Origin of the sequence: Salmonella sp. SAL04162 (assembly GCF_046551535.1) — a bacterium.
GTDB lineage: Bacteria > Pseudomonadota > Gammaproteobacteria > Enterobacterales > Enterobacteriaceae > Salmonella > Salmonella enterica.
In genome coordinates this window covers 396,447-408,964 of the sequence record NZ_JBGDVX010000001.1, presented here as the reverse complement: position 1 = coordinate 408,964, position 12,518 = coordinate 396,447, and the positions used below count along the sequence as shown (strand labels likewise).

General features: G+C 52.2%; 13 protein-coding genes. 5 read left to right on the top strand and 8 right to left on the bottom strand.

From position 1 onward, the window contains the following. Positions 1-150 precede the first annotated feature (150 nt). Complete coding sequence (locus ACLJRH_RS02200; RefSeq protein WP_001056718.1) at positions 151-1,020, top strand: MurR/RpiR family transcriptional regulator; 870 nt, start codon at positions 151-153, stop codon at positions 1,018-1,020. 123 nt (positions 1,021-1,143) lie between these two features. Next, positions 1,144-2,586, top strand: a complete 1,443-nt coding sequence (gene pyk, locus ACLJRH_RS02195; protein WP_000091156.1) for a pyruvate kinase — start codon at positions 1,144-1,146, stop codon at positions 2,584-2,586. Between the two features lie 71 nt (positions 2,587-2,657). Here pyk and lpxM read toward each other — a convergent pair whose 3' ends face one another. The 3 genes from lpxM to znuA form a co-directional block, all read right to left on the bottom strand. Continuing rightward, complete coding sequence (lpxM, locus tag ACLJRH_RS02190) at positions 2,658-3,629, bottom strand: lauroyl-Kdo(2)-lipid IV(A) myristoyltransferase (RefSeq protein ID WP_000448401.1); 972 nt, start codon at positions 3,627-3,629, stop codon at positions 2,658-2,660. Positions 3,630-3,745: 116 nt separating this feature from the next. Next, positions 3,746-5,065, bottom strand: a complete 1,320-nt coding sequence (gene mepM / locus ACLJRH_RS02185; protein WP_001184030.1) for a murein DD-endopeptidase MepM — start codon at positions 5,063-5,065, stop codon at positions 3,746-3,748. A gap of 15 nt (positions 5,066-5,080) precedes the next feature. Continuing rightward, entirely contained in the window at positions 5,081-6,025 is a 945-nt protein-coding gene (gene znuA, locus ACLJRH_RS02180) for a zinc ABC transporter substrate-binding protein ZnuA (RefSeq protein ID WP_000939597.1), read from the bottom strand. Positions 6,026-6,103: 78 nt separating this feature from the next. Between znuA and znuC the strand changes: the two genes are divergently transcribed. Both znuC and znuB read left to right on the top strand, forming a co-directional pair. After that, positions 6,104-6,859: a zinc ABC transporter ATP-binding protein ZnuC gene (znuC, locus tag ACLJRH_RS02175; RefSeq protein WP_000203023.1), complete on the top strand. Its 756-nt coding sequence runs from the start codon at positions 6,104-6,106 to the stop codon at positions 6,857-6,859. Continuing rightward, a complete protein-coding gene (znuB, locus tag ACLJRH_RS02170) occupies positions 6,856-7,641 on the top strand; it encodes a zinc ABC transporter permease subunit ZnuB (protein WP_000571508.1) in 786 nt (261 codons plus the stop codon). The genes znuC and znuB overlap by 4 nt, the downstream gene beginning before the upstream one ends. A 78-nt stretch (positions 7,642-7,719) precedes the next feature. On the opposite strand, the gene ruvB is transcribed toward znuB, so the two are convergent. The 3 genes from ruvB to ACLJRH_RS02155 form a co-directional block, all read right to left on the bottom strand. Further along, positions 7,720-8,730 (bottom strand): Holliday junction branch migration DNA helicase RuvB, encoded by a 1,011-nt coding sequence (ruvB, locus tag ACLJRH_RS02165; RefSeq protein WP_000568504.1) that lies wholly within the window; start codon positions 8,728-8,730, stop codon positions 7,720-7,722. Positions 8,731-8,738: 8 nt separating this feature from the next. Further along, positions 8,739-9,350 (bottom strand): Holliday junction branch migration protein RuvA, encoded by a 612-nt coding sequence (gene ruvA, locus ACLJRH_RS02160; RefSeq protein ID WP_000580333.1) that lies wholly within the window; start codon positions 9,348-9,350, stop codon positions 8,739-8,741. 358 nt (positions 9,351-9,708) lie between these two features. Continuing rightward, complete coding sequence (locus ACLJRH_RS02155; protein WP_023137477.1) at positions 9,709-10,401, bottom strand: hypothetical protein; 693 nt, start codon at positions 10,399-10,401, stop codon at positions 9,709-9,711. A gap of 208 nt (positions 10,402-10,609) precedes the next feature. Between ACLJRH_RS02155 and ACLJRH_RS02150 the strand changes: the two genes are divergently transcribed. After that, entirely contained in the window at positions 10,610-11,209 is a 600-nt protein-coding gene (locus ACLJRH_RS02150; RefSeq protein ID WP_023137478.1) for a YebB family permuted papain-like enzyme, read from the top strand. 1 nt (position 11,210) lies between these two features. Here the strand turns inward: ACLJRH_RS02150 and ruvC are convergent, their stop codons facing one another. Continuing rightward, positions 11,211-11,732, bottom strand: a complete 522-nt coding sequence (gene ruvC, locus ACLJRH_RS02145; protein WP_000022509.1) for a crossover junction endodeoxyribonuclease RuvC — start codon at positions 11,730-11,732, stop codon at positions 11,211-11,213. Positions 11,733-11,768: 36 nt separating this feature from the next. Next, positions 11,769-12,509 (bottom strand): YebC/PmpR family DNA-binding transcriptional regulator, encoded by a 741-nt coding sequence (locus ACLJRH_RS02140; protein ID WP_000907242.1) that lies wholly within the window; start codon positions 12,507-12,509, stop codon positions 11,769-11,771. Positions 12,510-12,518: the final 9 nt, after the last annotated feature.

Sequence of the window (12,518 nt, the reverse complement as noted above, 5' to 3'; positions counted from 1 at the left end):
TAAAATCCGACGTCGGTCATGTAATGAAAAAAAACGACACCTTTTTTAGCCATTTTGCCCCCTTTGACAGCCGCCAGGAGTAATATCTAACAAAACGCGCTCGGTTTCGCGCATCATTGAAATCGCTAATACCCATGAGCCTTGCTAATCATGAATATGCTGGAAAAAGTCCAGTCTCAACTGGAACATTTAAGCAAATCTGAACGAAAAGTCGCCGATGTTATTCTGGCCGCCCCAGGCAGATCGATTCACTTAAGCATTGCCATGCTGGCCCAGGAAGCTAACGTTAGCGAGCCAACGGTGAACCGTTTCTGTCGCAGCATGAATACCCGCGGCTTTCCTGATTTTAAACTGCATCTGGCGCAAAGTCTGGCAAATGGCACCCCCTATGTTAATCGCAATGTGGATGAAGATGACAGCGTTGAGGCCTATACAGGAAAAATCTTCGAGTCCGCCATGGCCAGTCTCGACCATGTTCGTCAGTCGCTGGATAAATCGGCCATCAACCGCGCCGTCGATTTACTGACCCAGGCAAAAAAAATCGCCTTTTTTGGTCTTGGTTCCTCCGCCGCAGTCGCGCATGACGCCATGAATAAGTTTTTTCGCTTCAATGTACCGGTGATTTACTCCGACGATATCGTGCTGCAACGGATGAGCTGTATGAATTGTAACGATGATGACGTCGTCGTGCTCATTTCGCATACTGGCAGAACCAAGAGCCTGGTGGAGCTGGCGCAGTTAGCGCGGGAAAACGATGCGATGGTGATCGCCCTGACCTCCGCTGGAACGCCGCTGGCGCGCGAAGCCACGCTGGCCATTACCCTCGACGTACCGGAAGATACAGACATTTATATGCCCATGGTCTCTCGACTTGCTCAGCTGACCGTGATAGATGTGCTGGCAACGGGATTTACTTTGCGTCGCGGGGCAAAATTCAGAGATAACTTGAAGCGTGTCAAGGAAGCGCTCAAGGAATCGCGTTTTGATAAAGAATTACTCATCAGGAGTGATGACCGCTAAAAGCAATAACAATGTTCTACCCTTTTCGTCATCCGGGGACGTTCATTTTATACCGTTAAGGTTTCAGAACGACCGGATCAATGTTCACGCAACACCAAGTTGTTTTAGTCAACGGAGTATTACATGTCCAGAAGGCTTCGCAGAACCAAAATCGTTACCACGTTAGGCCCGGCAACTGACCGCGATAACAACCTTGAGAAAGTTATCGCCGCGGGCGCAAACGTAGTACGTATGAACTTCTCTCACGGCTCGCCGGAAGATCATAAAATGCGTGCTGATAAAGTCCGTGAGATTGCCGCCAAACTGGGGCGTCATGTGGCTATTTTAGGCGACCTGCAAGGGCCAAAAATTCGCGTTTCCACTTTTAAAGAAGGCAAAGTGTTCCTCAATATCGGGGACAAATTTCTGTTAGACGCTAACCTGGGTAAAGGCGAAGGCGATAAAGAAAAAGTCGGCATTGATTACAAAGGGTTGCCGGCAGACGTCGTTCCTGGCGATATCCTGCTGCTTGACGATGGTCGAGTGCAGTTGAAAGTGCTTGAAGTCCAGGGCATGAAAGTCTTTACCGAGGTCACCGTCGGCGGTCCGCTGTCTAACAATAAAGGCATTAACAAGCTCGGCGGCGGGCTTTCTGCTGAAGCGCTGACCGAAAAAGACAAAGCCGATATTCAAACCGCTGCGCTGATAGGCGTTGACTATCTGGCTGTCTCCTTCCCGCGCTGCGGCGAAGATCTGAACTATGCACGCCGCCTGGCGCGCGACGCCGGCTGCGACGCGAAAATTGTGGCTAAGGTCGAACGCGCCGAAGCGGTATGCGATCAAAACGCCATGGACGATATCATTCTGGCCTCTGACGTTGTGATGGTCGCACGTGGCGACCTGGGCGTTGAAATCGGCGATCCGGAGCTGGTTGGTATCCAGAAGGCGCTGATTCGCCGTGCGCGTCAGCTAAACCGCGCAGTCATCACCGCAACGCAGATGATGGAGTCGATGATCACCAACCCGATGCCGACCCGTGCGGAAGTGATGGACGTGGCGAACGCCGTCCTGGATGGCACGGATGCGGTTATGCTGTCTGCCGAAACCGCAGCCGGTCAGTATCCTTCTGAAACCGTTGCCGCAATGGCGCGCGTCTGCCTGGGCGCAGAAAAAATCCCCAGCATCAATGTGTCTAAACACCGTCTCGACGTGCAGTTCGACAACGTTGAAGAAGCCATTGCCATGTCTGCGATGTATGCAGCAAACCATCTGAAAGGTGTTACCGCGATCATCACCATGACGGAATCCGGTCGTACCGCGCTAATGACTTCCCGTATCAGCTCCGGCCTGCCGATTTTCGCCATGTCGCGCCATGAACGCACGCTGAATCTGACCGCGCTCTACCGCGGAGTAACGCCGGTGCATTTTGATAGCGCGGCTGATGGCGTTGTCGCGGCGCATGAAGCTGTTAATCTGCTGCGCGATAAAGGGTATCTCGTTTCCGGCGACCTGGTGATCGTGACTCAGGGCGATGTCATGAGCACCGTCGGCTCAACCAATACCACGCGTATTTTGACCGTTGAGTAAAACTCCCCACGCCTGTTCATCAGGTAGTACAGGGTTTGTCAGCATAAAGCCTCTCTTACGAGAGGCTTTATTTATTTGATGGGATAAAGATCTTTACGCTTATACGGCTGAATCTCGCCTGGCTTGCGGGTTTTGAGCAGCTTCAGGATCCAGGTGTACTGTTCCGGATGCGGGCCGACAAAAATTTCGACCTCTTCGTTCATCCGTCTGGCGATTGTGTGATCGTCAGCCGTGAGCAGATCGTCCATGGGCGGGCGAATCTGGATAGTCAGGCGATGCGTTTTACCATTATACACCGGGAAAAGCGGTATCACGCGTGCGCGGCACACTTTCATCAGCCGACCAATCGCAGGCAGCGTCGCTTTGTATGTCGCAAAGAAATCAACGAATTCACTATGCTCCGGGCCGTGATCCTGGTCCGGCAGGTAGTAGCCCCAGTAGCCCTGACGAACAGACTGAATAAAGGGTTTAATCCCGTCATTTCGCGCATGCAAACGTCCGCCAAAACGCCGACGCACGGTGTTCCAGATATAGTCAAAAACCGGATTACCCTGATTATGAAACATCGCCGCCATTTTTTGCCCCTGAGAGGCCATCAGCATGGCCGGAATGTCGACGCCCCAGCCATGCGGTACGAGAAAAATGACTTTTTCGTCGTTACGACGCATCTCCTCAATGATTTCCAGACCTTCCCAGTCAACACGCTGTTGGATTTTTTTCGGACCGCGCATCGCCAACTCAGCCATCATCGCCATTGCCTGCGGCGCGGTGGCGAACATCTCATCGACAATCGCTTCGCGCTCAGCTTCGCTACGCTGCGGAAAGCACAACGACAGATTAATTAGCGCCCGGCGACGAGAACTCTTCCCCAGCCGTCCGGCAAAACGCCCCAGCGTCGCCAGCAAAGGGTCGCGGAATGATGCCGGTGTTAATGCGATCCCCGCCATTGCTGCCGCGCCCAACCAGGCGCCCCAATACTGCGGATAGCGAAAGGATTTTTCGAATTCAGGGATATACTCACTATTATTTTTTTTGGTTTCCATGCTTTTCCAGGGTCTGCTGACGCGAAAAGGAATTGTGAATAGTGTAGCGACGTCTGCGTCTCACACAAAACAAAAAAGCCGGCACACATCGCGTACCGGCTCTGTCAGCGCATTTGTTAATCGAAGCGCAGTTGTGGCAGAACCTCTTTCACCTGTGCCAGGTATTCACGACGATCTGACCCCGTCAGACCTTCCGTGCGCGGCAATTTTGCTGTCAGAGGGTTAACGGCTTGCTGGTTTATCCATACCTCATAATGCAGATGCGGCCCTGTGGAACGCCCGGTGTTACCAGAAAGCGCAATACGATCGCCACGTTTCACTTTTTGCCCCGGTTTCACCAGCAGCTTACGCAAGTGCATGTAACGTGTGGTGTAGGTGCGTCCATGACGAATCGCAATGTAGTAACCGGCAGCGCCGCTACGTTTAGCGACCACGACCTCGCCATCCCCCACCGACAGCACCGGCGTACCCTGCGGCATCGCAAAGTCAACGCCACGATGCGGCGCAACGCGTCCGGTAACCGGGTTCAGACGGCGCGGATTGAAGTTGGAGGAGATGCGGAACTGTTTGGCGGTCGGGAAGCGTAAAAAGCCTTTCGCCAGGCCAACCCCGTTACGGTCATAGAATTTACCGTCAGCGGCGCGAATGGCGTAGTAATCTTTACCATCGGAACGCATCCGCACGCCCAACAACTGACTCTGTTCACGCTTGCCATCCAGCATCTCGCGCGACATCAGAACCGAAAATTCATCGCCCTTTTTCAGCTTGCGAAAATCCATCTGCCACTGCATGGCTTTTATCACTGCGCTGATTTCGCTGCTGGTTAAACCGGCCTCTTTCGCGCTGGCGACAAAGCTACCCCCTACCGTGCCTTTCAGCAGACTGTTGACCCAGTCCCCCTGCTGCATTTCACTGCTCATTTTAAAACCGTTGGCAGTGCGATCGTAGGTACGCGTTTCACGGCGGGAGACTTCCCATGTCAGACGCTGTAAATCGCCATCGGCGGTCAGTGTCCAGGAAAGCTGTTGGCCAATTTTCAGATTGCGCAGCTCCTTATCAGAAGCGGCAAGTCGGCTAATATCGCTCATATCGATGCCGTACTGATTCAGAATGCTGCTTAACGTATCGCCTGTGGAGACGACGTATTCATGGACGCCGACTTCGCCTGCGGTTTTATCGTCCAGCTCATCCTGAGGAATAGCTTCATCTTCCTGCGCGGCCTGATCAATGGGTTCGCTGGCCTCCGGTAAGAGGGAACGAGTCTCGCTTTTCTCCAGTTCAATAGTTTTAACGATTGGCGCGGATTCTGGGTGGTAAACATAGGGCCGCCATACGGCGACGGCCAGTGTCAGAACGGTAAGTGACCCCAGCATAACGCGGTGGGGTCGGGGCAGATTATTAAATGCCAGGGCGACAGAGCGGGCTATCTGTTGCACGTATTCACTTCCTCGTTAATCTCCTTTCAGGCAGCTCGCATACTGGTTGGCTAATTGGCTTAAAAACGCTGAATAGCTTGTTTTACCCAGTTTAATGTTCGTCCCGAGGGGGTCCAGTGTTCCCATTCGAACGGATGTCCCTCTCGCCACGGCTTCCACGACCGCTGGCCTGAATTGTGGCTCAGCAAAAACGCAGGTTGCTTTTTGCTCAACCAACTGTGTTCTTATTTCATGTAAACGCTGCGCGCCAGGTTGTATCTCAGGGTTCACGGTAAAGTGACCGAGCGGGGTGAGTCCGTAGTGTTTTTCGTAGTAACCGTAGGCGTCATGAAAAACGAAATACCCTTTCCCCTTGAGCGGCGCGAGCTCGTTACCGACCTGTTTATCGGTTGCGGCTAATTGTGCCTCAAAATCCTTCAGGTTGGCGTCGAGTTTGGCTCGACTTTGCGGCATAAGTTCCACTAATTTTTCATGGATTGCAACCGCTGTAGCCCGCGCTATCTCTGGGGAGAGCCAAAGATGCATGTTATATTCGCCATGATGGTGATGTACGTCACCTTTTTCCTCATCGGCGCCCGTATGCGCATGTTCATCCTCATCATCATCCGCGCCCTTCATGAGTAACGGTTTTACATCGGCAAGTTGTGCAATGGTAACCTGCTTATTATCAGGAATATTCCTGACCGACTTCTCCATAAAGGCTTCCATTTCCGGGCCAACCCAGACGACTAAGTCCGCGCCCTGTAAGCGTTTTACGTCTGATGGACGCAATGAATAATCATGCTCGGATGCCCCATCCGGAAGTAATACTTGCGTATCCGTAACGCCATCAGCAATGGCGGAAGCGATGAACCCAAGCGGTTTAAGCGAAGCGACAACGGCAGCGTCGGCAGCCTGGGTTGCACTCCCCCAAAGCGCGGCGGATAATGCTGCGAAAAGAAGCGTATTTTTCTGTAACATAATGCGACTAATCATCGTAATGAATGTGTGAAATGTGATATTATAACATTCTATCACTTCTGCAAGCCTAAAATTAACATGACAAGTTTAGTTTCACTGGAAAACGTCTCGGTCTCATTTGGTCAACGCCGCGTCCTCTCTGATGTGTCGCTTGAATTGAGCCCCGGAAAAATTTTAACGCTTCTCGGTCCTAACGGCGCGGGGAAGTCAACGCTTGTACGCGTGGTTTTAGGACTGGTAGCCCCTGATGAAGGGGTGATCAAGCGCAACGGGCAACTCCGTATCGGCTATGTCCCGCAAAAGCTCTATCTCGATACCACGCTTCCGCTGACGGTAAACCGATTTTTACGCTTACGTCCCGGCACGCAAAAAACGGATATTCTCCCGGCGCTTAAACGCGTTCAGGCCGGACATTTGATTGACGCGCCCATGCAAAAACTCTCCGGTGGTGAGACGCAGCGGGTACTGCTGGCGCGTGCTCTGCTTAACAGGCCGCAGTTGCTGGTACTTGATGAGCCGACGCAAGGCGTGGATGTCAACGGCCAGGTCGCGTTATACGACCTTATCGATCAGCTGCGCCGAGAACTCGATTGCGCCGTGCTGATGGTGTCACATGATCTACATCTGGTCATGGCAAAGACGGATGAAGTGTTATGCCTGAACCATCATATTTGCTGTTCCGGCGCGCCGGAAGTGGTGTCTATGCATCCGGAGTTTATCTCTATGTTTGGCCCGCGAGGCGCGGAGCAATTAGGGATTTATCGCCATCATCATAATCATCGCCATGATTTACAGGGTCGTATTGTACTGCGCCGGGGAAATGGTCACTCATGATTGAATTATTACTGCCCGGCTGGCTGGCCGGGATGATGCTGGCCTGCGCCGCTGGTCCTTTGGGCTCATTTGTGGTCTGGCGTCGGATGTCCTATTTTGGCGATACGCTGGCTCACGCGTCGCTTCTGGGCGTGGCGTTTGGCCTGTTGCTGGACGTTAATCCCTTCTATGCGGTAATCGCCGTTACGCTGCTGCTGGCCGCCGGTCTGGTATGGCTGGAGAAACGCCCTCACCTCGCGATTGATACCTTACTGGGCATTATGGCGCACAGCGCCTTATCTTTAGGACTGGTCGTGGTCAGCCTGATGTCCAACGTCCGCGTTGATTTAATGGCTTATCTGTTTGGCGATTTGCTGGCCGTCACGCCGGAAGATCTTATCTCGATCGCTATTGGGGTCGTTATTGTGCTGGCCATTCTCTTCTGGCAGTGGCGCAACTTGCTGTCAATGACTATCAGTCCGGATCTTGCCTTTGTCGATGGCGTGAAGTTACAGCGCGTGAAGCTGCTATTGATGCTGGTAACGGCGTTAACCATTGGCGTGGCGATGAAGTTTGTCGGAGCGCTGATCATTACGTCGCTGCTGATTATCCCCGCTGCAACCGCGCGTCGCTTTGCCCGTACGCCAGAGCAGATGGCGGGCGTCGCCGTTGGTGTAGGTATGATAGCGGTTACAGGTGGACTGACCTTCTCAGCCTTTTATGATACCCCGGCAGGGCCATCCGTAGTGCTGTGTGCCGCGCTGCTGTTTATCTTCAGTATGATGAAAAAGCAGGCAAGCTAAGCGTGTGTTGCCCGGTGGCGCTGCGCTTACCGGGCCTACAAAATCGCCCAGGTCTGATGAGCGCAGCGACTTCAGGCGCTAAGGCATCTCTGGCGGCGTGATCCCGAAATGGTTCCAGGCGCGCACCGTTGCCATACGCCCACGCGGCGTGCGCTGCAAAAAGCCTTGCTGAATCAGATACGGCTCCAGCACATCCTCAATGGTTTCACGCTCTTCGCCAATCGCCGCCGCCAGGTTATCCAGTCCCACCGGTCCACCGAAGAATTTATCAATAACCGCCAGCAGCAGCTTGCGATCCATATAGTCAAACCCTTCCGCATCGACGTTCAGCATATCCAGCGCCTGCGCGGCAATTTCCGCTGAAATAGCCCCGTCATGCTTCACCTCGGCGAAATCACGCACACGTCTGAGCAGGCGGTTGGCTATACGCGGCGTACCGCGCGCCCGACGCGCCACTTCCAGCGCGCCGTCATCGCTCATCTCAAGCCCCATGTGCCTTGCGCTGCGCCCGACGATGTGCTGCAGATCGGGCACCTGGTAGAACTCCAGGCGCTGCACAATACCAAAACGGTCGCGTAGCGGGGACGTTAACGACCCGGCGCGCGTCGTCGCGCCAATGAGCGTAAACGGCGGCAGATCGATTTTAATTGAACGTGCAGCAGGCCCTTCGCCAATCATAATATCCAACTGGTAATCTTCCATCGCCGGATAGAGTACCTCTTCCACCACCGGTGAAAGCCGGTGAATCTCATCAATAAACAGCACATCATGCGGTTCAAGATTGGTGAGCATAGCCGCCAGATCGCCTGCTTTTTCCAGCACCGGGCCAGACGTGGTTCGGAGATTGACGCCCATTTCATTGGCAACGATATTCGCCAGAGTCGTTTTACCTAACCCTGGCGGGCCGAAAATCAGCAAGTGATCTAGTGCGTCGCCACGCAGTTTTGCCGCCTGAATAAAGATCTCCATCTGGGAGCGCACCTGCGGTTGGCCGACATATTCCGCCAATAACTTCGGGCGAATGGCGCGATCGGCGACGTCTTCTGCGATCGTGGCGCCTGCTGAAATCAGGCGATCTGCTTCTATCATCCTTTACCTCATAACGCGGCGCGTAACGCGTCGCGAATCAGTGTTTCACTGCTTGCATCCGGACGGGCGATCTTGCTTACCATCCGACTGGCTTCTTGCGGTTTATAACCCAGCGCCACCAGCGCAGCAACTGCTTCTTGCTCAGCATCTTCCGAGCCTGGGCTGGCCGGCGACGTCAATACCAAGTCGACCGCTGGCGTAAAGAGATCGCCATGTAGCCCTTTAAAGCGGTCTTTCATTTCGACAATCAGCCTTTCGGCGGTTTTCTTGCCGATACCCGGCAACTTCACCAGTGCGCCAAGCTCTTCGCGCTCAACCGCATTCACGAACTGCTGCGCCGACATGCCGGAGAGAATCGCCAGCGCTAGCTTAGGCCCGACGCCATTCGTTTTAATTAGCTCTTTAAACAGCGTGCGCTCTTGCTTATTGTTGAATCCGTACAGCAACTGCGCATCTTCACGCACCACAAAGTGGGTGAAGACGATTGCCTCCTGCCCGGCCTCCGGCAGCTCGTAAAAGCAGGTCATAGGCATATGTACTTCATAGCCTACGCCCCCTGTCTCCAGCAGCACGATCGGGGGTTGTTTTTCGAGAATAATGCCTCTGAGTCTGCCTATCACATGACGCTCCTGCGTAAAGGGCTGAAAAGATAATGCACTATCATAAAAAAAGACTGGATGTTTATCCAGATGAAAAACACGTATCCCGATATTTCTGTACTCCGACAACCCGCGATGGTTAACGACGGGTACGCTCCCCGCTGCGTACAAAATAAGTCGTACACACATTGACAACTTTTTGCGTCCTACGCGAATAACTTTTTGCCAACATGCCGTGGCGCACGTTCGGTAGTCTTCAATAATGAGTATCCTGATAACACTAATACTGTATCCAGTACGAATGCCAACAGCGGAACATCGGGCCTCCCAAAAACAGACCCGAGAATAGATGTAATAATATTAACCACTAGCGCTGAATTTAATCGCATGTTGTTTTATCATCGCGCATAACAGATTTTAATTCACCATGACACAATAAATATTGTGCAAACTCATTTTTCATGCCATCGAAATTCACGGCTGGTATCCCTTCTGAATAATTATAATAAATATTCACATACTCTTCGCTACTAAAAAGTGCCTGTCGTTTTGCTGCTAACCCACGGCCTTTTGCTGCAATATACTGGAAGCAGTGGCCGCTGGCGCCACAGCTCCGCCCATCATCAACAATATATATATCGGCAGCGTTAAACAACTGTTCCAGCCAGCACTGGCGAATCGTTCCGGCCGCACAAACCAAAAATAATGATGCGCTAATCATCCACCCGGATTTTTTTACCGATGTCATAGCCAGGAAAGCCATAAAGCACGCTGCCTGCAGGCACAAAACCAGTTCTTTATTCCCGGCAACCAAATGCCACTGGTTAAATACTAAGGTAATGAAAACTGAACTCAATGTTGCCAACAGTCGGGTTCTGAACCGCCTGGCAGGGAGAAGTAAAAATAATAATGAAATCGTCCCTGGCTTTAATAAAAAAACAACGGTATTAGCCTCTGCCATATCAATACTCAAACAATAACAAAAACTAATAAACAGATGAAAGATAATAGCAACAAAAATATAAGAAAAATAAAACATCCAACCTATTCTCATTGGTCTATCATCAACCACGTCATACTCCCTGTCAATATGAGAGATCAGATAATGAGAAATTTACCACCTTAATTCCCCTCAGATATATTTGCGACATTAATTCCAATAAATGAAATATTCACCATGCATATTTCGATGACACTAAGGCTTGTCATTTATCTGGTATAATGCTAACTACCCTGTAGAATAAATAAAAGGAATTTATTTCAAATAATGGAATGCAGAGATGAAAAAACATTATTCTGTCCAATATGAAACCGGGGATATCGTCTTTACCTGTATAGGTGCCGCGCTTTTCGGCCAGATATCCACCGCTTCACAGTGCTGGAGCAACCATGTTGGGATTATTATTGGTCATAATGGTGATGACTATCTGGTGGCGGAAAGTCGCGTCCCCCTCTCAACCGTCACCACGCTGTCACTGTTTATACAACGTTCAGCCGGACAACGTTACGCCGTTCGCCGTCTGCGCGGCGGCCTGACGGTCGAGCAGAAACTCGCCATCATGGAGCAGGTTCCCGCCCGGCTGAATAAGTTTTATCACACGGGGTTTAAATACGAGTCATCGCGCCAGTTCTGCTCGAAATTTGTGTTTGATATCTATAAAGAAGCATTGTGTATTCCGGTAGGCGATATTGAGACATTCGAAGAATTACTTCACAGCAATCCTGATGCGAAACTCGCCTTCTGGAAGTTCTGGTTTTTAGGTTCAATCCCGTGGGATCGTAAGACGGTGACGCCCGTCAGCCTGTGGCAACATCCCAATTTAGAATTAATTAGCGCCTGTGGAATTGAAACCCCTCAACGCGAGGCTGAGGGAGAATGATTTAGCGCAACCTTCCCCGCGCCAGATTGAGTCGGCTCTCGCTCATTTGCATCGCGTTCTGGCTAACGTGGCAATGCGTAATGGCGATAGCCAGCGCATCCGCGGCATCGGCCTGCGGGTTAGCGGGCAGTTTGAGCAACGTGCGCACCATATGCTGAACCTGACTTTTCTCCGCGCTACCAATACCGACGACGGTTTGCTTCACCTGACGCGCCGCGTATTCAAACACGGGCAGTTCCTGATTGACCGCGGCGACAATCGCGACGCCGCGCGCCTGCCCCAGCTTGAGGGCTGAGTCGGCATTTTTCGCCATAAACACCTGTTCGATAGCAAAATAGTCCGGCTGGAACTGCGTGATGATTTCCGTCACGCCTGCGTATATAAGCTTCAAACGAGACGGCAAATCATCGACTTTGGTGCGAATACATCCGCTGCCCAGATAGGTCAGTTGTCTGCCTACCTGGCGGATAACGCCATAACCGGTAATGCGCGAGCCGGGGTCAATACCGAGAATAATCGACACGCTATACCCCCTGCCCGCCGGCGTTTAACAGCACCATTACAGGGTCGCCGCCACCTCATCAGAGATCTCACCGTTATGGTAGACTTCCTGAACATCGTCACAGTCTTCCAGCATATCGATCAGACGTAGCAGTTTCGGCGCGGTTTCCGCATCCATATCCGCTTTGGTTGACGGGATCATGGACACTTCGGCGCTGTCCGCTTTCAGACCCGCCGCTTCCAGCGCGTCACGCACTTTGCCCATCTCTTCCCAGGCAGTGTAAACATCAATCGCGCCATCATCATAGGTCACAACATCTTCCGCGCCAGCTTCCAGAGCAGCTTCCATGATGGTGTCTTCATCGCCTTTCTCAAAGGAGATGACCCCTTTCTTACTGAACAGGTACGCCACTGAGCCATCGGTACCCAGATTACCGCCGCACTTGCTGAAAGCATGACGCACTTCCGCTACGGTACGGTTACGGTTGTCACTCAGACACTCAATCATAATGGCCGTGCCGCCAGGACCATAACCTTCATAGATGATGGTTTCCATGTTCGAGTCTTCATCACCACCCACACCGCGAGCGATGGCACGGTTCAGAGTGTCGCGGGTCATATTGTTGGCCAGCGCTTTATCTACAGCCGCGCGCAGACGCGGGTTGGCATCCGGATCGCCGCCGCCCAATTTAGCTGCCGTTACCAGTTCACGAATAATTTTAGTGAAGATTTTACCGCGCTTGGCATCCTGCGCAGCTTTACGATGTCTGGTGTTGGCCCATTTACTATGACCTGCCATAAATATTTC

Excerpts from the sequence above, each read along its gene's own strand:
- znuC (WP_000203023.1), top strand. The coding sequence starts at position 6,104 with ATGACAAGTTTAGTTTCACTGGAAAACGTCTCGGTCTCATTTGGTCAA.
- lpxM (WP_000448401.1), bottom strand. The coding sequence starts at position 3,629 with ATGGAAACCAAAAAAAATAATAGTGAGTATATCCCTGAATTCGAAAAA.
- ruvB (WP_000568504.1), bottom strand. The coding sequence starts at position 8,730 with ATGATAGAAGCAGATCGCCTGATTTCAGCAGGCGCCACGATCGCAGAA.
- ACLJRH_RS02140 (WP_000907242.1), bottom strand. The coding sequence starts at position 12,509 with ATGGCAGGTCATAGTAAATGGGCCAACACCAGACATCGTAAAGCTGCG.
- znuA (WP_000939597.1), bottom strand. The coding sequence starts at position 6,025 with ATGTTACAGAAAAATACGCTTCTTTTCGCAGCATTATCCGCCGCGCTT.
- ACLJRH_RS02200 (WP_001056718.1), top strand. The coding sequence starts at position 151 with ATGAATATGCTGGAAAAAGTCCAGTCTCAACTGGAACATTTAAGCAAA.
- ACLJRH_RS02150 (WP_023137478.1), top strand. The coding sequence starts at position 10,610 with ATGAAAAAACATTATTCTGTCCAATATGAAACCGGGGATATCGTCTTT.
- znuB (WP_000571508.1), top strand. The coding sequence starts at position 6,856 with ATGATTGAATTATTACTGCCCGGCTGGCTGGCCGGGATGATGCTGGCC.
- pyk (WP_000091156.1), top strand. The coding sequence starts at position 1,144 with ATGTCCAGAAGGCTTCGCAGAACCAAAATCGTTACCACGTTAGGCCCG.